22 protein-coding genes are annotated in these 26,370 nt (G+C 58.6%); 15 read left to right on the top strand and 7 right to left on the bottom strand.

Annotation, left to right across the window (positions count from 1 at the left end; genetic code table 11):
* Positions 1–229: 229 nt before the first annotated feature.
* Positions 230–2,788, bottom strand: a complete 2,559-nt coding sequence (locus tag JET14_RS21810; protein WP_432443096.1) for a DNA translocase FtsK — start codon at positions 2,786–2,788, stop codon at positions 230–232.
* A 1,816-nt stretch (positions 2,789–4,604) separates the two neighbouring features.
* On the opposite strand from JET14_RS21810, the gene JET14_RS21805 reads away from it, so the two are divergent.
* From JET14_RS21805 to JET14_RS21780, 6 genes are all read left to right on the top strand, one after another.
* Positions 4,605–5,021 (top strand): hypothetical protein, encoded by a 417-nt coding sequence (locus JET14_RS21805; RefSeq protein WP_200338409.1) that lies wholly within the window; start codon positions 4,605–4,607, stop codon positions 5,019–5,021.
* Between the two features lie 478 nt (positions 5,022–5,499).
* Entirely contained in the window at positions 5,500–6,717 is a 1,218-nt protein-coding gene (gene repA / locus JET14_RS21800; protein ID WP_200338407.1) for a plasmid partitioning protein RepA, read from the top strand.
* Entirely contained in the window at positions 6,714–7,718 is a 1,005-nt protein-coding gene (repB, locus tag JET14_RS21795; protein WP_200338405.1) for a plasmid partitioning protein RepB, read from the top strand. Before repA ends, repB begins: the two co-directional genes overlap by 4 nt.
* A gap of 204 nt (positions 7,719–7,922) precedes the next feature.
* The gene (gene repC / locus JET14_RS21790; RefSeq protein WP_200338403.1) at positions 7,923–9,242 is read left to right on the top strand and encodes a plasmid replication protein RepC; all 1,320 of its coding nucleotides are present in this window, start codon (positions 7,923–7,925) and stop codon (positions 9,240–9,242) included.
* Positions 9,243–9,339: 97 nt separating this feature from the next.
* Complete coding sequence (locus JET14_RS21785) at positions 9,340–9,582, top strand: type II toxin-antitoxin system Phd/YefM family antitoxin (RefSeq protein WP_200338401.1); 243 nt, start codon at positions 9,340–9,342, stop codon at positions 9,580–9,582.
* Complete coding sequence (locus JET14_RS21780) at positions 9,582–10,013, top strand: type II toxin-antitoxin system VapC family toxin (RefSeq protein WP_200338399.1); 432 nt, start codon at positions 9,582–9,584, stop codon at positions 10,011–10,013. The genes JET14_RS21785 and JET14_RS21780 overlap by 1 nt, the downstream gene beginning before the upstream one ends.
* A gap of 251 nt (positions 10,014–10,264) precedes the next feature.
* Here the strand turns inward: JET14_RS21780 and JET14_RS21775 are convergent, their stop codons facing one another.
* Entirely contained in the window at positions 10,265–11,344 is a 1,080-nt protein-coding gene (locus JET14_RS21775) for a tyrosine-type recombinase/integrase (protein WP_200338398.1), read from the bottom strand.
* A gap of 146 nt (positions 11,345–11,490) precedes the next feature.
* On the opposite strand from JET14_RS21775, the gene JET14_RS21770 reads away from it, so the two are divergent.
* From JET14_RS21770 to JET14_RS21735, 8 genes are all read left to right on the top strand, one after another.
* A complete protein-coding gene (locus tag JET14_RS21770; RefSeq protein WP_024710146.1) occupies positions 11,491–12,444 on the top strand; it encodes a DUF1403 family protein in 954 nt (317 codons plus the stop codon).
* Between the two features lie 2 nt (positions 12,445–12,446).
* On the top strand, positions 12,447–13,160 hold the full coding sequence (scpB, locus tag JET14_RS21765) for an SMC-Scp complex subunit ScpB (RefSeq protein ID WP_024710147.1): 714 nt from the start codon (positions 12,447–12,449) through the stop codon (positions 13,158–13,160).
* Between the two features lie 291 nt (positions 13,161–13,451).
* The gene (locus tag JET14_RS21760; protein ID WP_024710148.1) at positions 13,452–14,531 is read left to right on the top strand and encodes an AlbA family DNA-binding domain-containing protein; all 1,080 of its coding nucleotides are present in this window, start codon (positions 13,452–13,454) and stop codon (positions 14,529–14,531) included.
* Positions 14,532–14,712: 181 nt separating this feature from the next.
* The gene (locus JET14_RS21755; protein WP_024710149.1) at positions 14,713–15,498 is read left to right on the top strand and encodes a hypothetical protein; all 786 of its coding nucleotides are present in this window, start codon (positions 14,713–14,715) and stop codon (positions 15,496–15,498) included.
* A 240-nt stretch (positions 15,499–15,738) separates the two neighbouring features.
* On the top strand, positions 15,739–15,927 hold the full coding sequence (locus tag JET14_RS21750; protein ID WP_024710150.1) for a hypothetical protein: 189 nt from the start codon (positions 15,739–15,741) through the stop codon (positions 15,925–15,927).
* Positions 15,924–16,895: a RimK-like protein gene (locus tag JET14_RS21745; protein ID WP_036238494.1), complete on the top strand. Its 972-nt coding sequence runs from the start codon at positions 15,924–15,926 to the stop codon at positions 16,893–16,895. The genes JET14_RS21750 and JET14_RS21745 overlap by 4 nt, the downstream gene beginning before the upstream one ends.
* The gene (locus JET14_RS21740; protein WP_024710152.1) at positions 16,874–17,293 is read left to right on the top strand and encodes a hypothetical protein; all 420 of its coding nucleotides are present in this window, start codon (positions 16,874–16,876) and stop codon (positions 17,291–17,293) included. Before JET14_RS21745 ends, JET14_RS21740 begins: the two co-directional genes overlap by 22 nt.
* A gap of 25 nt (positions 17,294–17,318) precedes the next feature.
* Complete coding sequence (locus JET14_RS21735) at positions 17,319–17,558, top strand: hypothetical protein (RefSeq protein ID WP_024710153.1); 240 nt, start codon at positions 17,319–17,321, stop codon at positions 17,556–17,558.
* Positions 17,559–17,703: 145 nt separating this feature from the next.
* Here JET14_RS21735 and JET14_RS21730 read toward each other — a convergent pair whose 3' ends face one another.
* The 4 genes from JET14_RS21730 to JET14_RS21715 form a co-directional block, all read right to left on the bottom strand.
* The gene (locus tag JET14_RS21730; protein WP_024710154.1) at positions 17,704–18,627 is read right to left on the bottom strand and encodes a nucleotidyl transferase AbiEii/AbiGii toxin family protein; all 924 of its coding nucleotides are present in this window, start codon (positions 18,625–18,627) and stop codon (positions 17,704–17,706) included.
* The gene (locus tag JET14_RS21725; protein WP_024710155.1) at positions 18,617–19,462 is read right to left on the bottom strand and encodes a type IV toxin-antitoxin system AbiEi family antitoxin domain-containing protein; all 846 of its coding nucleotides are present in this window, start codon (positions 19,460–19,462) and stop codon (positions 18,617–18,619) included. Before JET14_RS21725 ends, JET14_RS21730 begins: the two co-directional genes overlap by 11 nt.
* A gap of 156 nt (positions 19,463–19,618) precedes the next feature.
* Positions 19,619–22,354, bottom strand: a complete 2,736-nt coding sequence (locus tag JET14_RS21720; protein ID WP_024710156.1) for a UvrD-helicase domain-containing protein — start codon at positions 22,352–22,354, stop codon at positions 19,619–19,621.
* 24 nt (positions 22,355–22,378) lie between these two features.
* On the bottom strand, positions 22,379–23,770 hold the full coding sequence (locus JET14_RS21715) for a hypothetical protein (RefSeq protein ID WP_036238496.1): 1,392 nt from the start codon (positions 23,768–23,770) through the stop codon (positions 22,379–22,381).
* A gap of 334 nt (positions 23,771–24,104) precedes the next feature.
* Here JET14_RS21715 and JET14_RS21710 point away from each other — a divergent pair, with 334 nt between their 5' ends.
* Positions 24,105–24,248, top strand: coding sequence for a hypothetical protein (locus JET14_RS21710; RefSeq protein ID WP_156484764.1), 144 nt, complete (start codon positions 24,105–24,107; stop codon positions 24,246–24,248).
* Positions 24,249–25,008: 760 nt separating this feature from the next.
* Here JET14_RS21710 and JET14_RS21705 read toward each other — a convergent pair.
* Positions 25,009–26,355 carry a c-type cytochrome gene (locus tag JET14_RS21705; protein ID WP_061449946.1) on the bottom strand — a complete coding sequence of 449 codons (1,347 nt, stop codon included), beginning with the start codon at positions 26,353–26,355 and terminating at the stop codon, positions 25,009–25,011.
* Positions 26,356–26,370: the final 15 nt, after the last annotated feature.

The following is a 26,370-nucleotide window of genomic DNA, read 5'->3' as shown; positions in this document are numbered from 1 at the left end:
TGAAGCCGGCTCGGCTTACCGTACAGGAAGTTTCATGAACGCCAAAGAAAACTTACCGAAAGGGAAGTTTTGAAGCAAAAAGACTATGTCTTCCCGATCGGGATTTTTCTGATTCGACAAACCCCGCAGGACCGGGTGACAAACGCAATCCCGGAGAGGCGCCGCTCATTGCGAGGCGTGCGGGCGCGAGCATACCGCAAAGTCCCCCTCGAACGGCCCGGAAGCCGGATCAGCCGGCTGTACCGCCATCGAGGATCTCACGCTTGCCGACATGGTTGGCGGGGCCGACAAGCCCTTCCCGCTCCATGCGCTCGACCAGCGAGGCGGCACGGTTGTAGCCGATCGACAGGCGACGCTGGATATAGGATGTCGAACACTTCTTGTCGCGCTGGACAATCTTGACGGCCTTGGCGAAAAGTTCGTCGGCATCGTCGCCGTCGGTCGCCATTTCGGTCGCATCGAAAACGGCGCCATCTTCTTCGCTCTCTTCCTCCTCCTCGTCGACGACGACGCTGCCGAGATAGGTGGGCGTGCCTTGCGTCTTCAGATGGTCGACGACCTTTTCGACCTCGTAATCAGATACAAAGGGGCCGTGAACGCGGGCAATCCGCCCGCCGCCCTTCATGTGCAGCATGTCCCCCTGCCCCAGCAGGTATTCCGCGCCCTGCTCTCCGAGAATCGTGCGACTGTCGATCTTGGACGTGACCTGAAAGGAAATGCGGGTCGGGAAATTGGCCTTGATCGTGCCGGTGATGACGTCGACCGAAGGACGCTGCGTTGCCATGATCAGGTGGATGCCGGCCGCGCGCGCCATCTGCGCCAGACGCTGGATCGTGCCCTCGATCTCCTTGCCGGCGACCATCATCAGGTCCGCCATCTCGTCGACGATGACGACGATATAGGGCAGCGCCGAAAGATCGAGTTCCTGGTCCTCGAAGATCTGATCGCCGGTGGTGCGGTCGAAGCCGGTGGGCACCGATACCATGATGGTCTCACCCGACGCGCGCGCTTCCGCCACACGCTTGTTGAAGCCGTCGATATTGCGAACGCCGAGCCGCGACATCTTGCGGTACCGATCTTCCATCTCGCGCACCGCCCATTTCAGCGCCAGAACCGCCTTCTTCGGGTCGGTCACCACCGGCGTCAGAAGATGCGGAATGCCGTCATAGACCGAGAGTTCCAGCATTTTCGGGTCGACCATGATCAGCCGGCATTCTTCAGGACGGAGATGGTAGAGCAGCGACAGGATCATTGTGTTGATCGCCACCGACTTTCCCGATCCCGTTGTTCCGGCGACGAGAAGATGCGGCATCTTTGCGAGTTCGGCGACCACCGGTTCGCCGCCGATGTTCTTGCCGAGGCAAAGCGGCAGGCGGAAATCCGTTGTCATATAGAGGCGGCTTTCGAAAAGCTCCCTCAGATAGACGGTCTCGCGCTCTTCATTCGGAAGCTCGATGCCGATCACATTGCGGCCTGGAATGACCGCGACGCGCGCCGAAAGCGCGGACATGGAGCGGGCTATGTCATCCGACAGGTTGATCACCCGCGAGGATTTGACACCCGGCGCCGGTTCGAATTCGTACATCGTGACCACGGGACCCGGACGGACATCGATGATCTCGCCCTTGACGCCGAAATCCTCCAGAATGCTCTCCAGCAGGCCCGCGCTCTGCTCCAGCGCCTCCTGGCTGAACTCGTTGGCCTCGTCCGCGCGCGGCGTTTGCAGCAATTCAATCGACGGGAAGACGAAGTCGGTGACTTCATGCCGCGCCAGAACATTGAGGGGACCGCCGGCACGCTCTTTCCGTTCCGGCTCGGCGTCGAAATCGTCCTCCTCGACATATGTGGCGATGCTTTCCGTCGGCCCATCCGCGAGCGCTTCGGCGGATGAAACGTCCGGAGCGTCGTCCGCGTCTTCCTTGAGGTCCGTCGGCATTGATGGCTCATCCGACGCTGCCTTTTCGCCAGACCGCGTCGGGCTGTGCAGGAGAACCTGCCGGTAGAGCGAGACCGGCGATGGCCCCTCCCCGATGCTTTCTTCCTGCTCGTCGAGGATGGTTTCCACGGCGTCCGAGGTCGCCGTCCATGCCGGGTTCGTCAGGTCGGCCTGCGCCGCTTCGGCGTTACGGTCGGCGGGTTCGGCGTCCGCGCTTTCTTGAGGCGGCTCCGTCCCGACCGGTGGTTCCGCCTGTGTCCGCCCTTCCGCCGGGCGGGCTTCCATACCGCCAAGCGCCATCATCTCGAATGCCAGCCCGTCCGGGAGATAGGAGAAGCAATTGGGTTGCGCGCGCGCTGTCGCGCTCAACGTTTCGGGCGTCGCATCATCGGCGGCGCTTGCATGGTCGGTCTCGTCCGATAGAGCCGTATCGATATCGGCGTCCCCCGAAAGATACCAGGGGATCGACGGAGCCCAGTCTTCCACGGCTTCTGTGGTATCGACCGGTTCCACCTCGGTCGGCACTTGTTCATCCTTCGCGTTCCAGGCCTGTTCGCCGGTTGGGGCGCCGCGCGCCGCGGTCAGTTCTTCCGCGATACGCTCCTGAAGCACGGTCGCCGGCGAAGGGAGATGCGGTCCGAAAACCGCCTCTTCCGTTTCTGTGGCGGCCGGCATCGCCGGCTCGGGATGTTTCTTGTGCGGGGTGCGTGTGAAGCGGACATTCGGACCCAGCACAAAGGGACGCTGCCAGGTCGGAAGGCGCTCGGGGTCGAGAATGGCGGCTTCCGGATTGCGTCGCGCGGCCTCGCCGGTCTGGTCGGCTTGTGCCTCGGCGTTGTCCGTTTTTGTCAAATCTGCGTGTTTCGATTGCAGGCTGGGATAACGCGAAATAGGCATGCTGATGAAGACCAATCTGAGAGCTGTCACACGGCCAATGTGATAGGAAAAAAACCTTAACCACTCGTTTCGCTCGCGCGAGATCGCACGATCTGTGCGTGGGCGCGCCGCTGATTCTGGAGACCCTCCTGCCCTCACCGCCGGGTGTCTCCGGCAAGCGCGGTCCGGTCAACCTGTTTGGGCCATGTGGCTGAGAAATCGCAAAAGCCCATCCATCGCGCTGAAGCCGACAGGACCTCGCCGGCCGTCGCCAACCGCCTGGCCTTCTCCTTTCACTAACTTGGCGGAACCTGAAGAGCCTCTTTAGATTGCAGAATATAATAAGTACGCGTTATAAGAGTAGAAAAGATCGAAAGACCCGGGCCGCTTCGGGCGCGAGGCCTTCGTCTAGACTGCATCATTATGCGGGGTCTTATTTTGGATCTGCGAAACTTGAAGTAATTCAAGTGTTCGGTGAAAAGCAACTTTCATCCGGAAATTTCCAGTCTGTTTTGGAGAGCTGCAACTCTTTCAGCTATTTCGATCATGGAGGGGGAGCGGTTCGCGGCGTAAGGCTAATGATGGGAAAGGGTGCGCTAATCGCTCTTTATAAAGGGGAGTGAGCCCCGACGATTGGTGCCCACCTGTATCGGAATATCGGTACTTTTCAGGCCCCGAAAACGGGATTTTCTGGATGAGCTTCATATCCATACGGCGTGCTTCGAGTTGCACAAGGGGCTGCGGTTGAAGCTCCGGCGATAATCACTCTGCCTGAAAGTTCCAACGATGAGATGATGTTGGAAACCAGTCCTGTGAAAGAGCTTCAGTTTTAGCTTTGTGATATCGGCCACCCTGCCACTTATTCCCGTTGCCCGGAGGCACGCAATGATACTCCCTGACCGAGGCGCGCCACATCATATTAAATCGGCAATAGCTTCTCACCGATCATTGTTGTCTGTGATCCGTCGCTGTTCTCTGCGTGACATCGAGGTTATGCCAAATAGGCTTTCGGATGCTCCCCTGCCCCGGGGCTTCCTCCCTCGATGCCGACGGGGGAGAGTTTTCAATTGAAAACATCCCTGCCCCATCTCGCCGCGTCAATTCTCTCTCGCCACGAAAAGGAAGGCAGCAAGCCTGAGGACGGTTTGCTCGAGGAGACGGAAAAGAGTAGCAGAGCATGGCTGCATCGCCGTCACGTCAGTTTCATGGCTCCCGCCATCGCCTTGTCCCGAAGAACCTCCGCATGAGGGGAGCCTAACGGCAGACGAGGGCGGGAAGGTCGTGAACGGCGAATAGGAAAGACCTGGGGTGCGAGGCGACTGTACGGACCGGCCGCGTCTTTCCGATGTGCGTTCAGCGTCCCCGCAATGAATCTCGAAAGCCAGGGCGGCAGCCGGGCGGCGGTCGGATGAAGGGCGTGTTCCAACGCTCAGCCCCAAGACTTGCGTGCCGATTGAACGGTTGGACGTCGCGAAGCCTGCATTGCCGAGGACTATCGCGCACGCCATGGCTCTGTGCCGGCGGATCTGGATCCAAATGACCTTGCTCTGAATTGCGAACATCGATCGATCTCCCTCTGAGGCAATAAATGCGCAGGGCAGGCCGCGCGAGGGCTCTTGATATCGAAGTCTGTGGGTCATCATCTGGCACGTGGCCATGGCCATGGCCATGGCGCTGCCTATAGCGTCGACGCCATCGTCGAATCAGCATACTCGGTTCCGGGACGGTTCTCGTGCCTCTTTAGGCGATCGGCTCGTTCCTTTTCGATGTCGCAGCCGGCGGATCGCCCGCCGTGCTCGAAGAAGTGGCTGGCGCCGAACGCCAGATCTTCAATGCACATGCCTTCGGACATGCCCGCGCCGCCGGCGATATCCGGCGGCGCACGACCAAGGCTGGGCGTCCGCGGATCAATGGGCAGGTCGAGCGCCACGCCGTCAAGGCCGCCACAGTCAAGCGCTTCTGCCATGTGAACCGCGAAGAAACCGGGCAACCTCTCGCCGGCTTGGCCACAGCGCGCAGCTTTTCCCGCAGGCCCAAGATCCTCGAGATCCTCACGCGCCACGGGTTCGACTGCGGAGCGCGACCATCAAGGCCGCATCGCTTCGACGTCACGTTGCTCCATGTGATGGCGCGCCTCAAGAAGGCGGCGGTGTCGCGAAGCCAGGTTCAAGATGAGGCGCAGGCGGCGCATTCCGGTCCGGGGAGGTGATCGCTGGCGACGCAGCAAGTCGTTCGCTGGTCCGGTGCAGCAAGGATGAAGTTCCCGAAGCACAGGACCGAGGAACATGCCCGGTCCGATCAAAAGCCAGTCGCAGCGCTCTTTCGTTCCATCATAAACAGGGACAACCGGCAGGCGTCGGCTACCTCAGATGTTTTCAATTGGAAACTTTCGCTGTGATCATGTTCGCTACGGCGCATCCGCTGTCACCGCAGGGACGCCTGCTTCAGGCTCCCGACACTTATGGTGTCTCGCGTCCGCTAGCCCCGAAGGCCAGCCGCCTTGCTCATGCAGGGCGTTGCCTCAATCCGATGATGGCTTCGGTCTGGCTCTGCAGGACCTTTGGTGTATGGGCCAGGAGGTCTGCGTGCTCCCGTTAACCATTCATTAACGAAAAACCCCTTGCAGAATCGGTCCGAGTCATGCAGCGTTGACGCAAATAAGATGAATTCGGATAGGAAACCGTCAGATGAGCGAAACGGCCGCATATAACGCGATCGGCGACACAGCGGCAAAGATCGAGGATTATACGGATCGGCTGTCCGCCGAACTGCAGGCGATGCGTCACCGCATCTATCCGCCGGAAGCACGCAAGCAGTTCACGCGCACCTTCTCGACCCTTGATCTCGTCAAGCTGCTCAATGTGCCCGAAAGCACCTTGAGGGCAATGACCATCGATGGCAAGGGCCCGCAGCCTTCGCGTGCGGATAATAACCGGCGCATCTACCAGGTCGGTCAGCTCCTCGAACTCCGGCAGTTTCTGGCAGACCGCCGTCCGGACGATGCGCTGAGGCTATGGCCGCGCCGCAAGGATGGGGAGAAGCTGCAGGTCGTCGCCACCGCGAATTTTAAGGGCGGCAGCTCCAAGACCACGACCTCGATCCACCTGTCACATTATCTGGCGCTGCAGGGTTACCGTGTGCTCTGCATTGACCTCGATCCGCAGGCCTCGATGACCTCGATTTTCGGGCTTCAGCCGGAATTTGACGTCGGCGAGAACGAAACCGTCTATGCGGCGCTGCGCTACGACAATGAGCGACGCGCACTCGCCGATGTCATCCGCGAAACCTATTTCCCCGGAATCGACCTCGTTCCGGGCAATCTGGAACTGATGGATTTCGAGTTCGATACGCCGGCCTATCTCGCCCAGCGCGAGCGTGATGAACTCGGCCTGTTCTTCGAACGTTTGAAGAATGCGATCGCCTCGGTCGAGAACGACTATGATTTCGTCGTGCTTGATACGCCGCCATCGCTCGGCTATGCGACGCTTGCCGCGCTTTACGCCGCCACCGGCCTGATCGTCACGGTTCATCCGGCAATGCTTGACGTCGCCTCGTGCAACCAGTTCCTGATCATGATTTCGGATCTTGCGGATACGCTTGCCCAGTTCGGCGCCCGTTTCGACCATGATTTCCTGAAATTCCTGATGACCCGGGTCAATCCCAATGACGGCCCGCAGAAATACATGTCGGGCGTGATGCGTCGGCTCTTCGAGGACGATGTCCTGGTCTACGAGGCGATCGAATCGACGGCGATCGCCGGCGCCGGCGTCGCCAAGAAGTCGCTCTACGAGCTGGAAAGCGGCGAAGTCGGGCGCGAGGCGCTGAAACGCGCGATCGAAAGCGCCGACAATGTGAATGGCGAGATTCTCGCCCTTCTGCAGAACGTATGGGGCAGGGCGCCATGAAGAAGAACATTCTGAAAATGATGGCCGAGGCCAATGACGCGGAAAACAACCCGCAGTCGCCGCCCGTTTCGCCGCTTTCGCGGTCCAGGCGCGGCTCGTCCGTGGTCAGCAATGTCGGCAAGGCGCTCAACACGCTGTCGGAATCAAGCAGCATCGTGCTGGATCCGTCAAAGATCGACGCATCGCCCTATCAGGATCGTTTCGAAAGCGATAGCGAGGTCGGCGAGGAGATCGAAAGCCTTGCCGCCTCGATCCGGGCGGAAGGGCAGAAGATGCCCGTTCTGGTCCGGCCCCATCCGAAAGAGGAGGGGCGCTACCAGCTTGCCTATGGTCACCGCCGCCTTGCCGCCATCCGGCTTATTGCCGCTGAAAGCAAGACGCCCTCCGAGGTGACGATCAGGGCCTTCGTCCGCCCGCTGGACGACCGCGAACTCCTGGTCGAGCAGTCGCTGGAAAACGGCGTGCGCGAGAACCTGACCTGGATTGAACAGGCGCTCTGGGCGGCGCAATTGCGTGAGGCCGGGTTTTCGAGCGTCGCGATCGAGCCTGTGCTCGGCCTTTCCAAGACGCCGATTTCGCTGATGCTGAAAGTGGCCAACGCGATTCCGCACAACGTCATTTTCGCAATTGGCCGCGCCAAAGGCGTCGGTCGGCCGAAATGGATGACGCTTGCGGAAGCCTGCCTGAAAGACGGAGAGGAAGCGGTGGCGCGCATTCGCCCGGTTCTTGAAACCAATGCCTTCAAGTCGGCCGACGCCGCGCGCCGCATTGATCTTGTCGTGAAGGCGGCGCGGGGCGGCGAGGACAAGCGCCCTGAAAAATCCGTGCGCGAACTGGTGGCGAATGGAAGGACCGTTGGCCGCATTGCGACCGGGGGAGGTGGCACGACGATTTCGATCGCCGGGCAGGAAGCCGGCTTCGCCGAATGGCTTGCAGAGCGCATGGACGCGCTTGCGGAGGAATATTTTTCATCAACCGCCGGCGCGAATCGCAAAGACTAGGAAAGCGACGCCTGGCGGCCAGTCACTGAAGCAGCAAAAGGAGAGAAACAGACAAAAGAAAAGGCCCCCAAACGACAAGCGTCCGGAAGCCGATAAGTTCTTAGCACCTACTGATTCGCATTTCCGGCCGGTCCCGTCAAGAGGCTGTGGTTCATTTGATGAGCCGCAGGGGTGGATTCTTTTGCCTTTTTGAAAGGTGAAACCATGGAAAATGCGATAACCACGACGCCCTTCGGGCGGCGGCCGCTGTCGCTCGCGATGCTTTCAAGCCAGAAAGCGGCGCGGGAAGCCCCGAAAGGGGCGCGGCTTAACAAGTGGAAGGTGTTTCATACCGTGCGGGAGGCGCGGGAGGCGCTGGGGGCGAGCGATCGCGGCCTTGCGATCCTGAATGCGCTCCTGACCTTCTATCCCGAGAACGAACTGTCGGAGGAAACCGGCTTCGTCGTCTGGCCGTCCAACGAACAGCTGATCGCGCGCGCCAACGGCATCTCGCCGGCGACACTTCGGCGGCACCTGGCGGTGCTGGTCGATTGCGGCTTGATCATCCGCCGCGACAGCCCGAACGGCAAGCGCTTCGCCAGGAAGGGCAGGGGAGGGCATGTCGAACAGGCCTATGGCTTCGACCTGTCGCCGCTGGTGGCAAGGGCGGAAGAGTTCGCTTCGATGGCCGAAAGGATTGCCGAGGAGCGCCGGGCGCTGAAATGCGCGCGCGAACGGCTGACATTGCTGCGCCGGGACATCGTCAAGATGATCGAGGCTGGCCTCGACGAGGGCGTGCCAGGCGACTGGGCGGCAATGAGCCAGATCTATCGCGCGATCATCGACCGGCTGCCGCGTTCGCCGGACCTGGCGACGGCGGAGGATATCTGCGATGCGCTTGCGCTTTTGCATGAGGAAGTGCGTGACGCATTGGAATCGCACGTAAATTCGCAAAAAACGAACGCCAATGAGTCTCATACTGAGCGCCACAAACAGAATTCAAACCCAGAATCCCAATTTGAATATAAATATGGCTTAGGAAAGAAAACAGAAGCGAGCGGCAGCGCCGGCGAAACCGACAATCTGCACAGCCTGCCGAAGCGGGAACTGCCGCTGGCACTGGTGCTGGATGCCTGCGAGGGCTTTCGGGATCTGGCAAAGGGGGGATCGATCCGCAACTGGCGGGACTTCCTGGGCATCGCTGAGATCGCCCGGCCAATGCTGGGCGTCAGCCCGAGCGCCTGGCGGGAGGCGGCCGAAATCATGGGCGACAAACAGGCCGCGATCACGCTTGCCGCGATCTACCAGCGCGGAGAGGCCGTCGTCAGCCCCGGCGGCTATCTGCGCAACCTGACGGAACGGGCGAGGGATGACCAGTTCTCCGTCTGGCCGATGGTCATGGCGCTTTTGAGGGCAAGGATCGAGGCCGGGAACGCGACACAAACGCCAAAACCCGATGACGACGGGGCAGGGGAGGGCGCCGGCGATGAAAGTCTCTCGATTTCGCCCGCTTTGGCACGCTCATTGAAGAAGCCGCGGCGATGAACAGGGGAACCGTCGCCATCCGACGGCAGCGTCGCTTGTGAAAACGCTGGTGACGAACTATATATGACTACAGTGGTCACCAAATAGGATTACAATAATGAGGGAAATTCAGCTCAGAGATGCGAAGGCAACGTTTTCTGCTGTTGTCGATCAGGCCGTGCACGGTACGCCGTCGGTGATCACGCGGCGCGGGCGTAAGGAAGTGGTCGTCTTGTCCTATGAGGAATACGAAAAACTTGCGCATGTGCCCAGTTTCGGTCGGCTTCTGGCTGCCTATCCAGGCGAGGACGATACGATTCCCGAGCGCGGAGATAAACCCGGACGTGATGTCGCGTTTTGATGTATCTCATCGATACAAATGTCATTTCGGCACTTGCGCCGTCGAAACGCGGAGGCGACGCGGCGCTGATCGGGTGGCTTGACAGGGCAAGCGATGCGCTTTTCTTGTCCACTGTGACGGCTGCCGAGGTGCGGGCCGGGATTGCCAAGGCGGAACGGGAACAATCGACGACGAAGGCAGAGCGCTTGCAGGCGTGGTGGCAGAGCATCGAATATCTTTATGGCGATAAGATCCTGTCATTTGATCTTCGCTGCGCCCATGCCGCAGGCGAAATCCTTGATGCCGCCCGCGCCCATCAGCCGGGCTTTGCCGATATCGCCATCGCCGCGACTGCAAAGGCCCACGGGTTGACGATCCTGACCCGCAATCTCCGCCATTTCGCACCGCTTGGCGTTCCGGTGCATGATCCGTTTCAGTCGCTGCCGGGTTGAAATGCCTTTGTCGGAGGTGCGCGCAAAAGGCGACCGTCTTCCAGGCCGATGCGCGTCGACCAGCGGTCCCTGATTGATGGCCCCAGCGCACTCGGCGACGGTCGACCAAGCAGCGAAATCAACGCGCACATGACGTGGAGCTTCCAAGCTTCAATAGGTTCGGATTGCCGCTTAAAATGGACTTGATTTCGCTTTGGGACTCTTGACGAATTAGAGCAATTCCAGGTGAAGCGGAAAGACTCCAGAGCAGATTATAGCCCCGCCGCCTTGGTGAGATTGACGCGGAACCGGTCGCGCCTGCGCTGATAACGCCTTGTCATTTCGGCCGATGCATGGCCGAGCTGTTTCTGGACGTACCGTTCATCGACCTCGGCCGAGGAGGCGAGGCCGGCGCGCAGCGAATGACCGGAGAACAGTTTTATCCGTTCGGCCTCCGGCAACTCGCCGCGAATGCCGGCGGCGAGAACGGTCTTCTTGACGAGGCGGGCAATCTCCTGGTCCTTCAGCCGTTCGGGACCGACGGCCTTGCCCTTGCCGGTGACCCGGCGGAACAGCGGGCCGTGGCCGATCCTGCCGAGCTTCAGCCAGGTTTCCACGGCATGGACCGGGCAGGTGAGATCGGAGGAGCCGCGGCCGATCTCCACCTCGCGCCAGCCGGTCTTGCCGCGCAGCATCACCAGCATGCCCTTGTCGAGGATTTCGATCCAGCCGTTTCCGTCCTCGGTCTGGTCGCGGCCGCAATCGAGCGCGACGATCTCCGAGCGGCGCAACCCGCCGGCAAACCCCATCAGCAGCATGGCGCGATCGCGCAAACCCCGGAGCGTGCCCCGGTCCAGTGTTTCGACCATGGCGATCAGCTCTTCCGGCAGGATCGCCTCCTTCTGGCGGGGCGGCGCTGCATGGCGATTGCGGATGCCGGCAAGCACCGTGGCAATATGGCGGTCGCGGCGATCAAGCGTGAGGCCGCGCTGCATATAGTTCCACGTGATCGCCGAAAGCCGCCGTTCGATGGTGGAAACCGCGCTCGGCTTTGTCCGTGGCGCGGCTTCGCCTGCGGCAAGCGCCGTAATGTAGAGCCCGACGATTTGCGGATCGGGGGGCAGGGGCGCAAGCCCCTTGCGCCGGCACCAGCTTGAAAAATGCGCCCAGTCGGCGGCATAGGCGCGCCGCGTATTGGCCGCGCTCGAGGCGTCGACGTAACCGCGGGCGCGTTCGACCAGCGGCGCGAGATGCCCCGTCACCGCGCCCGACGTCCCGGACGGCTGCAATTCATAAGCGGCGCTCGTGCCGAGAGACGGGCTGGCGTGCGGATCGGCGTCGTTTTCGGGCATTGAGGGCCTCAAAATCGGGGTTTTCTCTATAATGAGCATTATGAACGATAATGCAAGATTATCATTCATAAAAAGATAACGACAGGCAGTGCGGATATTGCTGAAACGGATGGCATAAACCGCACATCCGGTGTAGCGTCTCCGGCATGGATTCGTTGCCATTCGCCCCCTCATCAATGCCGATCCGACTGTTCAGTCTGCCGGGATGGTCGCGGTCGCGCGGCCGCGATGTATCGGAGGCGGATGCGGCCTTTGCAGCCGGCATCGCCTTGAAATCACTTGATGATCTGGTTCAGCTGGATCCGGTCTGGGCCGGCTGCTGGCGGTCGCGGCAAGCCCTTAAATGTGCTGCCGTTGCCGTGCGGCTGATGGGCCGAAACGAGGACGATCACGCGTTGCGTGACGCGGTTTTGCTGACTGCCCCAGGGGATGATCCCGGACCGGCCGGAAAGCTGTTTTTGGTCACGAAAAGATCGCCAGGTCGATCCGGTGGTGTCACCACGAATTTCGTAAATGAGCTCGCGGACTTGTTGGCGCTCGGATGGGATGAAGACCTTGCGGCAATTCCTGATCTGGTCGATGCTGCGCTTCAATCCGGGCGGGCGGCTCCCTTCGCGGTGGCGGACCTGATAACGGCGATTTCTGCCGTTCGCCCGGACGCTGAAGTGCTGGCGTTTATGCTGGCCGACAGTGTCCTGGCGCAAAAACTCAAATGGCCAAAACCTGTCCCGCTTCTGCTGTCCGAACGCTACGGTCCAGCCTTCCGCACCATTGGGGGGAGGGGGCGGGTCCGCCCCGGCGAAGTGGCGTTCGCCACAGCTATCTGTTTGGCTCTGGTTGACGCGATCGATTCAGCCTTGCGGTCAGCAGCGGAGATAGCGCGTCGCGCAGATCAGCTTCTGGCCGTTGCTCCCAAACTGCGTACCAAAGGTGCCGAACCGATCATTCGTAGCTTGCTGGATGAAGATGCGGTCCTGGCTTCGGCCCCGGGCATCAAACTATCTCGTTGGGCAAGCACCCGGATGTTCGAGCGGCTTCAGAGTTTTGGCGCCGTGCGCGAGCTGTCCGGCCGATCGTCGTTCCGGATCTATGGATTGTGAGGATGACCGGAACGAGCCCCGCGAAGTCAAGACAAAGAACGCGATCAAGTGAAGGAGACGAACGTCTGCTTGATCGGGAGTTGAGGGATCTGCCGGTGGAATTGCGGTGGCGGGAATGGATGATGCGGGTCGAGGCAGTGATTTTTGCCTCGGCTGAGCCGGTGACGCGTGAAATGTTGGCGCGCGTGGTCGGAAAGGATTGCAGCATTGACCTGATCATTGATGACCTCATCGAAGAGTTGCGTGATAGGCCTTATGAGCTGGTCTCCGTGGCTGGTGGTTGGCAGCATCGGACCCGAGTGGCTTATGCGGAGGCGATCCGGGCTTCTTGCGCGCCGACGCGATCTGCCGCTGCGGTGCTGTCCGAGCATGAGTCCATGGTGCTGATGGCAATTGCTTATTTCCAGCCAGTCACACGCGGCGAGCTGTCGAAGATCTTTGGCAAGGAGGTCAGCCGCGATCTGATCGGATCGCTGCGTGGCGCAGGGTTTATTTCCTCTGGGCCGCGCAGCCCGACGCCAGGGGCGCCGTATACCTATGTGACGACGAAACATTTTCTGTCGGCCTTCGGCATGGAGACATTGCGGGACCTCCCGGACATGGAGGCGCTGGAGGATGCAGGGTTGTTGAGCCGCAATGCTGTCAAAGAGGAGGTGGCCGATTCACAAGGCGGAGCCGCCGATGAGGAGGGCCAGGAATCGCACTCTATCGAGTGAACGGAACTGGCTCCGAACGCTTCAGGATCAGCTTCGGAATGATGGTAAGCATCGAAAGAGCCGTTGTGACAGACAGCCGAATACTCAGACCTTGTTGGCCAAGTGTGAGAGGTCGAACGCCGTGAAGGCGCCGAGAGCCCAAACCCCAAAAATGAAGCCTACCATTTGAGTGGCAAGCGCAAGCCGGCGCCATGTCGTCAGAACGTCTCGATATCAGTGCGTTGATCTCGATCCGTGACAATGAAATGTTACCAACAGAATTCAGTCGGCAAATACTGAAAGGGTCGAAGAATGAATGAACAACCGCCGGTGCCGACTATTGATGGCATCCTGTCCGGCCTCGTTTTCGAGGGACAGGGTTATGAGTTCAAGGCACTCCTGAACCTGGATGATAAACGTGGAAAATCAAACTTCATCGATGATGTCGTGGCGTTCTTGAACGCTGGACCTGGGTACTTGATCGTCGGCGTGCATGAAAAGAGGGGAGTCTTCTCGCGCTTCGAGCCAATGGAGGGCGATCGCGATGCCCTACAACGCCGCATCACTTCAATCATTCAGGACAACATAGACCCCAAGCCATTGGGCGTTCATGTGAAATTCCTCGATTTGGACGCGGGAGGGTTCATTTTGTGGCTCGATCTCCCTGACCATCGCCTGCGGCCTTATCAGAATAAGATTACCGGCGGCTTTCATTTACGCACCGGTGCGCAAAACACGCCGATCCCCCGTGACCAACTCCACGCGCTGTTTACACCGATCGAGAAGCTGGAAGCCGATACCGTACAGCTAATGGAGCGTGAGAATGCGGCTGTCGAGGCGCGTGACATCATGCAGAACGACGGCGCAACGCTGCATATCGCGATCGTGCCACAAGAGCATTATGAACGGGAGCGGGCGCCTTTCGATCCCGGGCGGGGTGTTCTGAAAGTGATGCGTCATTATCACGGGGAGAGCCAGGGTGTTTTCAAAGGGTGTGAGAATGGCGTCGAGGCTCGGGACGCGACGTTCCAAGAATGGCGATCAATCTCGCGCTTCTTTATCGGTGATGATTGGCTCGTCCACTCCTATGTCTCCCATCCTTTCTCTGTCCGGGATGGGGAGGGACGACTAACAGTTCATGAGTTTCGCGAGGAGTTCGCTCGACACTTGCGTGATATCCAGCTCGTTCTGGACGATTCTGGCATCCGAGGACCATATGGGGTTCTTCTCGCGGTGAAGAATCTGCGCCGCAATCCAAAACTTGAATGGGCCTTTCCCAATGCCAGCGCTGCCAGTCTCGGTCGGCCGATGCGGGTTGAACGCGTGGATGAACAAGGTCTCATTGATCGGTTCTATGATAAGGTCAGAAGTGTTTCGGTCTATGGCCGCTGACGATCGCGTGTCGAGCGCCCTTGACGAATCGCAGCGGTAGCGCAATTGTTCCCGGTGGACCGTGGTTCCTAACCTGTCGCCAAGTTAAAAGCCGCACTTCTCTTATAAGATGTACGCCGAATCCTGTCCCTCGGCTGCTGATTTAAATGGCGTCCAGCTGCCGAAGCGATGAGGTTTCGCCATGCACTTGCTTGTCCATGAATCCGATCTACCCTTCATCAAGGAAAGCCTGAGAAAGTCTCATCCTGAGACACGGCCGACGCACCGAATGGAGGCGGCCGCAAAAGGCTTAGGGTTTTCAACCTATGCCAGCTTTCTGACGTCGATAAAGAGCGGCCGCCTACGGATAGACGTCGATAACGAAATGTATTGTGCCGCTTTAGGTGTATCTGCCATCATCGATGGCGAAAAGCGCGCCCGATATCTTTCGCGCTCCGTGGCTCGGGCAATGCTTCGCAAGGTGCTTGATGAGAATCCAGAGCTGACGCTACGAGGTTTCGACTCGATCTGGCATGGCGGCCGTGATGAGTTGCGGAAGCCGAAGGAAGAGCGTGAAGCTCTGTTTGCGGACAGACGACGCGAAGCCTACAATGACGATTGGGCGGCAGACCAGTTCGAGTTGGCACTGATCTTCCTTTCGCGGCAGAAAAGGACGAAATCGTTCAATCGCCAAGTTGGGAGTTACGGCTTGAAACATCGTGCCGAAGACTTGTCGCGGGCGTTCGGACTGTTCACATACTTGGGGAATTATGTTTCCAACGGAATGCTTCTTGCCGCTGCCTTTACTACAGGATTTTCAGTGAAACGCGTCGCCTACGATTCGTATAATGCCTATCTGAACATCTCCATGCAGACCGTGAACGCGGCACGAGGTTACGAGCGAAACTCGCGGATCGAGGAAAATCCGGCAATCGTTCTCTCGATGTACGCGCCAGCTACTGATTTTGAACCTGCGTATTCTGGATAGCGGCGGGATCGACCAAAACGCTGCTCCGCGCCCCGAAATGATTTGTATCAATGATGATCGAGGTTGTGTCCGGGAAGGTCAGGTCGGCAGTATTTTGCCTTGGACCAGCCTTTCGATGAATCCTGCGTAGATAGGGGAGGCTAAATGTATAGTTGCTTGAAAGTAGGCCACACGATTGCGTATTTTTCCTATGGCGCATACCTTCATCTCTATCAACTACAATAGTATAGAGGATTCTGCATGCATATTCTTCAACGCGTAGCGAAGACAACCAAGGTAAATGGCAGTGGCGTACCCTCCGACGCTGAGTATGACGTTGTGGCTGGCGTCTGGCGCGGTCAGGAGGGATTAATCGCCTTTGATCCGGAAAGCGAGATGAAGACCAAAAAGAACGATCTCGAGACCGGTGAAGATCAAAAAGGCGAATGACTTTGCTGGCGGAACGCGTGGAGGTGCTGATCTTTTCCAGTTTGGCCGATCTGTCCACCGATCGTATATGTCATCATTTGGCGGACATGAACGTGTCCTTTCTCCGGATTAACCGCGAGCAGCTTTCCGAGTGGGGGATTACGATTGATCCTTTGGCGGCCAGTATGATTTGTCGCCATGACCAGAGAGAATGGCAGGTGGGCTCGGGACTTCGGTCGGTCTGGTGGCGGCAGCCCACCTTTCTCAGAAATACGCCTGGGCGAGGGCTGTCTCCGTCAGAGCAATTGGAACGGTCGCAATGGGCTGCCTTGATGCGTGGGATGATGCTCTTCGATCAGGCGGTCTGGGTCAATCGGCCGACAGAGACTTATAACGGCGAAATCAAGCCACTGCAGTTGCGCAAGGCGGCCATGCTTGGATTCGCGGTACCGAAGACTAGGATAACCAACGACCCGCTGGCGGACATTCCGCACGTCATTGGGGACAAGGTTGCACTAAAGAGCATTGATACCGTTCTTTTGTTCGAGGGTGACGTACAGCATTTTGGGTACACGACGATCATTGATTGGAGCGAGTGCGCCGACGAAAGCTTGCGAGCAGCCCCTGCGACATTTCAGGCTGTCCTTTCTCCCAAAACGGATCTTCGAGTTACGATTGTCGGAAAGCGGTTGTGGTGTGTTGCTGTGACAGACGGTGGTGCGGCAATCGAAGGCGACTGGAGGCTTCGACCGAAGGCGGTATTGGAGTATCACGATTATTCTCTTCCCCCAGAAATCGCCGACCGTTGCCTGAAGTTGGTGGAGCAATTCGGGTTGGAATACGCAGCGATCGATCTGGCTCTTTCGAAAGATCAGTATTGGTTCATTGAGATAAATCCGACTGGGGAGTGGGGCTGGCTCGACCGAGGAGGTCGAGGGATTTCAAATGCTATTGCGGAGGCACTCGCTTGTCGTGGTCAACCTTCCTGAATCCGCTCTTGCCGGATTTCTTCCGGATATACCCTATTAATCGGAAGCTTCTGAAAAGGATGGAAGTTTGGCAAACGCACGAGGCTTTTGCTGATATCCGAAAACTCGGTGATGACGATCTTAAAAAGTATATCGAGAGCGAGTGGGTGAGAGCCAAGGAACTCGATGATAAACTTTCAAAGTTGACTGCGACACTATCGATTGCTCTGACTGTTGGTGGCGCAGTGGCGAAGACTGTTGTCGATGGTTTGGCGCCATCGACGATAAAGTACATCGTTTTGGCATTGCTGTTTGTATCGATGCTGTTCTTTCTTTGGGGGGGCGCTTGTCGGCTTCCAGGGTTTAAGACCAAAACCTCGATATGGCTATGGATCGAAATATCTCGCAATAATTGCTGAAGGCGGAGCGGGTGGCCGTCAAGCAATGGAGAATGCCGCTTGCGGGTTTGAGACAGTCAACCTGGTACGCGCAAACGAAGCATCTTTGGCAATCGGCCTGATCCGCAACGGCGTCTTTGCCTTTGCCATTGCAATGGCTGTCAGTTTCATCAGTCCCTCGAAAGGTCAGGAACCGGCTCCAGCTTTGCCAAAATTCGAATTGGTCGTGGTACAGAGCCGTATTGTCGGATTCGAAGCCCGTAATCCTCGCGACGATGCCTCTTGAGCTTTTCTGGATCGGCCTGTTGGTCAGAGGTTTATCATTGATGGCGAGCAACACGGTGAAACATCACAGCGCAGACGGCTACCAAGATCTGAAAATGCAGCGCGCGGAACGCGGCTCGTCAGGACAACCGCCGCGTGCCCCGTGCTTATTCTTTTGACTGAAGCCCCTCAATCTCTCGCCGTTGCTCGGCATGTTTTTCGGGGTTCTGTGCCCTCAGTTTCTCGAGGTTGAGAACCTTCCAACGAACGGCCGGCAGATCAGCCGCTTGTGGCAACCCGATGGCTTCGAAATCTGGTTCGCCGTCGTGGAGTGACAGCAGGAAGCGCATCGCGTTGTCGTCAAGCTTTGCGAGGATATCCGCCGTCATCCGGTTCCTCGCTGCCTTCAGATCGTCGAGGCCGACTGGCTCGATCGTCATCCCCTCGAACTCCTTGACGAAGGCCTCGTCTAGCGTTGCGAGCGAAGGCCTGACCAACTCGTGCGGCGGGCGGCCGGAACTGCCAACGTAAATCAGAAATGTTCGAAACAACGCGTCGCTCAGCCCCTCGTTTTCATAGAGCAGTTTTACGTCGAACAGATCACGCGGATGCTGCCGGTCTACCGCCGCATGGAGCTTTCCGCCAAACAGGTCCTCGAACGAAACGACCTGCATTTCGGCGAAGCCGAAATTGTCCTCTACGGCCGCGCTCACGCGTCGGCGTTCGGGTGGATGGACAGTTCCGCGCGCAACGGGAGATGTCTCGACCTTGATTTCGGCAATGCCCTGCCGGACGAGGAGGCGGGTGTGGTTGTTGCCGCCGCCGGCGATCCTCTGGACGTTCACGCCCCGCAGGTTGCCCATCAAGTCTTCGCGGATGTGCTCCAGTGTCGTGTCGATATTTTTCAGTGTCGTTTCGCGATCCTCAATCGGCAGATAGGTCAGGTCGATATCGACCGAGAGCCGCGGCATGTCGCGATAGAAGAGGTTGATTGCCGTTCCACCCTTCAGGGCGAAGGCCTCGTGGCGGGCGATGAATGGAAGGGTCCGCACCAAAAGGTCGACCTGGCGCATGTATTGGTCACGGGCCATACTGGGCCTCCTTTGGCATCAAGTCATTCGGGACTGTGATGCGATAGATGGGGTGCAGCCGGCCGCCCGGTGTCAGCGCCCGGTCGCCCTTTCCGAGATCGACAGAGGAGACGTCGATGTGCCGGCGCCAGGCATGATTGTGCTTGTCAGCAAACACGAAGAAGAGGCGCTTGGTTTTGACGCTTCGGCACAGGGTAAGGAGCGTCGTCAATAATCTCGGGCGCAGATTGGCAAGGCTCTCGAACGCCACGTCCACCTTGTGGTAGCTTTCGCCCTTTGGGACTTCGTCTAGCATTTCGAGGATCGCGCGCTCGGGTGAGGACATCGGCATTGGCCAGCGCCATGGGCTTTGTGCCAGCTCTGGATCATCGTCGTTGGAAAGGTCGAAATCCGCGTTTTCGACGCCGGTCGCCCCTTCGCCGAACAGGACGTTACTCCTGGTCTTCACGTCGGCGTCCGTCCGCAGCTTCGATAGCCATGTCGGGATATCGGATCCATAGAGATAGAGGGTAAGTTCGCGGCTGAACGAGAGGTAATGAGCATGTCCCCGCAAGGAGAGGGAGCTCGCCCCGCCGACATGGAACTCATGCCGCATGAGCCAGACGGCTGAGAGCAGGGGTATCTTCCAGCCACCGACAGCTTCTGGATTGGTATCTGAGGAGAATGGGCGGCGGTACACGCCCGACATGACTGGCTCGAGCCAGCCCTGCTTGATATAGCCAGACACGGATTGTCGCGAGATGGCATGGCGGGCCATCCATTTCGAGTCTACCAGGAAGCCGGGGGGGACTTGCTGGAGAAGTTGCTTTAGCTTTGTCTCTGGTTGTCCATTCATGTTTGACGTTATGCCACAAAATTAAAGCAGGTGCGAATGAAACTTTACAAATAAATCAATTTGTCAATTCTGAATTGACTATTTGTGTCAACTGAAAAGTGACGTGAGAAGTTTGATGCTCCCTCGGCGTAACGGACTCGGATCGCCCTAGACGGTTCAGCGCAACTGTGCAGTGTGCTCGCATTCTGGATACTGATTGCATCCCAGAAACCGGCTGTTACCGCGGCCATTCCTTTCGACCAACTGGCCAACCCGGCATTTGGGACATTGATGCAGGGGATCGCCATCGATCGATTCAAATCGCAAATCTTCGCCGGCAATGTCGGAAAGTTCGCGGATATATCGAGAAGGCTCCCGGCTATTCGTGAGCAAAAACACGCCGCGGCTTGCCCGAGTCAATGCGACATAGAAAAGGCGACGCTCTTCGGCAAACTCGAAGCTTTCTGGTCGTGGCATGACCAGATTGAGAAGTTCGTCGTCCTCGATCCGGCTCGGCACGCCGTAGTCGCCTTCGCTGACATCGAGCAGGATTGTGTAGTCGGCCTCGAGTCCTTTGGCGCGATGGAACGACAGTCCGGAAACCTCGATATTTTCGAATTTTGGCGGTGTACCCTTGAACGGATCGAGCTGGTTATAGCGCCATAGGACCATGACGTTGAGCTTTTCGCGCCCCTTTGTCCGCCATTGCCCCGAAATCCCACCCAGGAACGAATTTAGCCGTTGCAAGAGCTGGTGACACGCCTCGCCGAATTCCGGCTTGCTCCCTTCACCACTGATCGGAATGACCCGGATCGATCGTGGGATGGCTGGTCGCGTCGAGCGTACCGACTTCTTCAGCTGAGCCGAGTTTCGCTGAACGAAGCTGGCGGCCGTCTCCGCTATGAGCTGATTGCAACGGTACGTTTGCTCCAGTCGACCTTGCCAGCTCGCTCCGAAGTTTGCCTCGAACTGCGTGAAAATGGTAATGTCAGAACCGGCAAAACGATAGATCGATTGCCAGTCGTCACCAACGGCAAAGATTTTCGTGAACGGCTTCTGGTGTTTCAGCGCCTTGATCAGATTCGCGCGTGGCTCCGATACATCCTGGAACTCATCGACAAGGATCAGCGAGTAGGGGCTCCGGTATTGCCCCGTCTCCACGAGATGTGTGGCGTTCGCGATCATCGAGTCGAAGTCGATGCGTTTAGCCTGGTCCAGCTTCCGTGAATAGGATTCGGTGATCTTCCAGATCACCTGAGCAAATTCTCGGGCACGGGTCCGGTCATGGAGCGATTTGGCTCGCTCAAGCAGCATGTCCAGGGTGAGGTGGCTAGCCCGGATGTGCTTGATACAGACCGCTGTCAGCTTGTGATAGTGCTTGATGACCACTGGCTCGAGACCTTTGACGATTGCCGTGTAGCTTTTTTGTTGGAGTGGAATGCCTCGTTTCGTGATTTCTGCCTGTAGGGTTGCGAGCAGCGATCCGTCGCGTGCTTGCGCCGACGTTGTCTGAAATACGTCGATGCCGGCGTTGCGGTAGGCGGTCATCTTATGCTCGGCATGGGTAATGTAGTTGTCGAACGGGGAGGAACCGTCCGCATTGATGGCGAGGTGCTCATGGATGGTATTGCTGGCAGGGTAGTGGAAGTCCGGATGCAGATGTCGGATCCCGCCATTATCCTCTTCGATGGGGATCTGACGCTCGTATTCGAATTCGACGGACTGCAACCAGAGCCAATTGACGATCGTCTGTTCCTGAAGTGATTTCACATAGATGCCAGCCATTGTGCCAATGGTCGCATTACCTTTTCGTCGACGTGCTGAGAGGTACCGATCATAGTCCGCCTTGGAATCGAACACTTCTGCCGGAATATCCGCCTTGGGATGAAGGACGAGGAGATTGACCCAGAGCCGGGAGAACTCCGGATCCGACCGCAGCAACTCGTCAATGATCTGTTCAATGACCTTCGCTTCGCCGGCGGGGTGCTCAACCCAGTTGACAAGCTGTGGCGGCTGTCCTTCGACTTCCCGAATGACACCGAGACCGAGCGCGTGAAACGTGGTCACCTTGCATTTCAGATCGTCCGGATCGACCGCCAGCTGCCGGGCTACTCGCTCCTTCAGTTCGTGGGCCGCGTCCTTGTTGAAAGCGAGCACAAGAATATCTTCCGGGCGGTAAAGCTTCTTGTCGAGGACATAGGCGACCTTGCCGACCATCGTGGCGGACTTGCCCGATCCAGCGGAGGCGACAAGAAGGTTGTTGTCCTCCAGTCGAATGCAAGCTTCGCGTTGCTGATCGGACAACGACCGGCCGTCCAGGTCGTCGAAGAACGATCGGTATCTCGCCAGCTCGGCCGAGACAAACGCATCGTTGTATCTGTGGCGGACAGCAGGATCGGTGATGAAGGCGAGCGATCGGGGAAGCGTCGCTTTCACGGTGGCTGTCATCAATTCCGGATCGAACAGGGGGTGCGAAAGTGCCGCGGCGGCTTGACTCTCCACACTGGCAATAGCCCGTGCAAGGTCAGCATGGGCGAGATATTGGTTTTGTCCCTCCACGATAGCCATCAGTTTCGTATCCACCGCGTTCAGATGCTCGGTATCGGAGCTGATCAGATCGAAGAGGTAGCTGTTGATGAAACTATAGAGATCGGCCGCCAACCGGGTGGCAGCCTCTTCTCCAAGACAATTTAGGCTGTAGACCTGATCGCGAGCCCGGACTTCGACCGAATGCCAGAGCAACGCTTTGCTGACGGAAATCGCGACAACATTCAGGCACGCAATGTTCTCGGCGCCGTTCTGGGTAATTTGTATGGTCGCCGGTAAAGACAGGCGCAGTGTCACCTTCCATTTCCCTTGGGGAAGGAAGCGCGCAACGAAACCAGGCCGGTATGTTCGAACACGATCAGACATCAGGGCTAAGCTCTACCAGAACGTTCAGTCCGGAAGCCATGCGCAATCTATCCAGTATCGTTCATACCGTTTTGCGAATTCCGTCATCTCTCGGACATTGGCCTGAGGTGTCTGGCAGGCCCGGGCGCAGGTGGTAACAACATCTCGGTATAAAGCCTGAGAAACCGGCCGAATGCCCTCGTAGTTTAGAATCAGGTCGGGAAGCCGTTCCGTGATCACCTCGCCGCGAGGGGCCATGACAATGGTCGGCGGTGTGCTATGCGCATTGATCAAGACGTACCTCCAGCTCGGATCGGCCTGTCCCTGAGCCGGAACGAGTTCGCAGGGGCAGGCATCACCGCCTCCGGAAATCTCCTGATAGATTGCCTCGATCGCTTGAGCTTTCCTGGCGATCAAAACATAGGGCCCTGCCGGCGTATAGCCGCCCATCCGCTCGTCATACTCGATGCCCAGTAGATGCCGCAGGTCGTAGTGGGTCGATTTGTCTAGGGTCGCACGTTCCGAGGTAAACCATTGGAGTTGGCGCAGGGTGATCCCGGCTGCCGCTGCGACGTCTTTCGGCGGGTTGGGCCAGCAGGCGACCAGATTCCGGGCGATTTCAGCCGTATTGTCGTGCTCTTCGTAGGCCGGAAATTCGTAGTCATCATCGTCGTCATCGTCTGACGGCTCTTCTCCCGAAATCAGCCAAGTCCTTCGGCTCATACCGTCGTAATGAAAATAGCGGGGTTGATCGGGTGGGAGCGCCGTTTCCCAGGATGACAGCCATCGGCCAGCTTCCCAATCCCGGTCTTCGAGGGGAACAGATGGCGGTTGGCGCATCGGCAAGCTCAGCCATTGCTCTATGCTGTCCTCCAGTTTTCGATTGCTGAGGCCGCGAGGCCCGCGGTGCGCACTCCGGTTGTGAGCGTCCTGCGCATCGAGACAAAGGGCTTCCACGCATGCGGCCAACGACAAATCGACCGGATCATGCCGTTGCGACAGCCATCGGGAGTCATCGTGAGCCGAGCGAAGTGATGCAGGAGCTGTCTTATCCTTGGTATCGGCAACCTCAAGACGGACGCCGATTGTGGCGAGATCCGCCGCGAGCCCCGGATCTGCCTGTGCCATATAGCGATTGACACGAAGAACATCCGGCAAGCCCCGCAACCCCTCCGCGTCTTTCCAAGCCGTCCACAGCACCTCGCATAAAGATTTGCGCTGGCCGACGGTCGAGAATGTCAGCCAGCGGATCGGCAGGCCGGCGACGGTGACGCCGTAGAGTATGATGGGATCCAGCTCGCGTCGTTTCGCATCGGCCAGCCTTATGGGATCGCGGACAGCGACGATGCCGTGCTGAGGATGATGGAAAAGAAACTTCGCAGTCGATACGAAGAAGTGGTGCTCTCTTTGTGGCTGCTGCTGCGGTTTATCAACCATGGCTGTTCCCGAACGACCAAATCACTGTTCGCAATCTTACGATTTTGAGGTCAAAGCCCAAATCCTTTTCTCCCCGCGTAAAAAGCCGTACGCGCGGGTTCAGGAAAACCGTGAGGAATAGACCGTTTTCGAATTGCGCGCTCCGGTGCGCTCCTGCGGACAGCCGTTTAGATGGAAGTACTTGCCAGCGAAAATACTTCCTCGTCAAATCAGTGGCTTAGCAAACGCGGTCTAGACCGACTTTTGGCGCCGCCACTTGGCAAACCTCCAGTGGCTGCTAAACTGCGTAGCAGTAGCAGCCCACCAACATTTCTTTTGGTGAAAGGACTGCGCCATGGAACCCAAAGACTCTCTCTTTCTTGAAATCCTCGGAATCAAAGCTGGCGCTCACGGGCGCTTTGCAATCGTCGCCGTGTTGTTGACTTTTCTTGTGGCGGGAGCGGGCTATCTATCGGGTCACTCCGTCGGAATGTGGTGATGTCGGCGGCTGCAACGGTGGCCCAGGCAATTTTAGGAGCTGGCGCCCGTCGCTTTGTCCAGTCCACGCGATCAACATATCTTCTCCATTCCCCGCGATAGTCCGCAGCCGCGCGGAACGAGGGAGAAAACAAGATCGGGTTTCCGTCATCCGGTGACGGTCAAAATCCAGAGGCGCCCAGTTTCGGTCTCGCCCCAGATCCGTCATGTTATTGAGATCAAGCCAAACTAGGTTGTTGAAGAATTTGAGGCCGAGGACTTTGGTAGCAGCTGGGTCGCGGGTTCGATTCCATTCAAGACCTTATAGTCGGCAAAACAGGGGGGAAGGGCTGCTCTCAGAGATATCAACGAATGACCGGAAAGGGGCCGACCGCTGGCTGGCGGCTCTTGGTTACACTTCTCAAAAAACAGACCTTCGTCTAGCTAAGGTCGGAACGGAATGGCCGAATCCCATTGCTCGAGTTTTCGCAATGACATTGAGGTTTCGGAACGACGCTTTTGTAAACGTGGTTGAGGGCTCGCTGCTCCCGCCGGTTCGACTGCTTGAGAATAGGCCAATCGATCCAGTTGCGCCGGCTTTGAGCCCTGTTCAAACGAACTCGATGCCCTCGCACTTGAAGGCGCCCAACTTCTCCTCATCAGCCAGCAGATTGCCGCTGATGTCGGCGGCGTGATTTTGATGGTGCGGCACTGGCCTCGGTGGGCGAACAGAAAACGTCCGGATTGTCGAGCGGATCCTCCATCGTGGCGCCGTTGCGGTTTTATCGGCCTTCGGAGGCTTGCGTCGCGTACCAAGCGGAGACGGCCTGTATCTGTTCTTGCGTCATGTTCTCGGCGATCTCTGCCATGACGTGCGTGTATTGCGTGCCGCCGCGCGTTCCTTCTTTCCAGAGATGAAGGTGCTCCGAGAGGTACCATTCGGGCAGACCGGAGAGATAGGGATAATAGGGGTTTCGCGAACGGCCGGCGGCGCCGTGACAGCTCTGACAGGCGGGAAGCTTGCGAGAAGCGATGCCCTCCAGTGCGATGCCCCGCCCGAGCTCCAGAAGTTCATCCCGGCTGGCCGGAGGCCCCGCAGCCGCTGCCATCGGCACCGCGCTTCCCCCGGCATCGCCTTCGCCCTCGAGCACCCCCGCCTCGTCCTGTTGTGTTTCGGCGGCCGGAACCAGCGCTTCGACCGCATCCGTCGCGACCGCCGGCGGGGCGGATGCGGGCGCGTCGTCGCTCGTGTCGGAACCAGCCGGTCCGCGAGCAGCCACGGCTTCGTCGTCGGAACCAGGGGGCGCCGGCTGCGCCGCAAAGTAGTGCGCGAGTTCGGCGAGCACCTCCGTCTCGTAGCGGGTCGCGGGCGGTTCCATGAAACCGCTCTGACGGTCGCCACGCGCAAAGGCGAGCAGGGTGGCATAGAGATAGGGCGCGGGTTGGCCGGCAATTACCGGGAAGGCGTGGCGGGCCTCGTCCTCTCCGCGGCCCAGCCCGTCGCGACCGTGGCAGCGGGCGCAATCGGAGAGCGCGTTGTCGATGATGCCGGCGAGTGCGGGCATGGTTTCACCACCCGCTTCGAGATCGTCGTCAGCCAATCCGCCGCCCAGCGCGAGGTTCGCATATTCGGCCCGGGACATCTCGGGAAGCGCCCGAAGAAACGCCACCTGCGCCCAAACCTCGTCCTTGCGGTCCTGCGCCGGCCAGGCCGGCATCCCCGAGTACTTGATGCCGTTCCTGACGATCCAGAACAGCTCCTCGTCGCTCCATTCCGCGACCTTCTCCTCGAGGCGCGGCGGCGAGGGCACCATCTCCTCGACCACCGGTGATTGCGGCACGCCGGGGGCGCCGTGGCAGGATGCGCAGCCGGTCGCGTAATGCCCGGCCGCGCGACGCACCAGCATCGGGTCGCCGAGGTCGATCTCCTCGGGCTTCGAGATCAGCATCGACTGTGTTCTGACAGCATTCTCCATCGTCCAGCCGAGGAACCATTGTGTCACCGACCAATGCCCGGCCGAGGCAGCGATCGAAACCAGGCCTATCCAGCCGACCAGCAGCGCGCCTGTCAAGCCAAGCACGGCGAGGCCGGAGATCCTCTTCCAGGTGATGACGACGTTCAGGTGCATGGATCCCTCCCGGGC

This window comes from Martelella lutilitoris (assembly GCF_016598595.1).
GTDB classification, from domain to species: Bacteria; Pseudomonadota; Alphaproteobacteria; order Rhizobiales; family Rhizobiaceae; genus Martelella; species Martelella lutilitoris_A.
The sequence above is the reverse complement of the archived record's forward strand: the minus strand, read 5'-3'. Positions and strand labels throughout refer to the sequence as shown.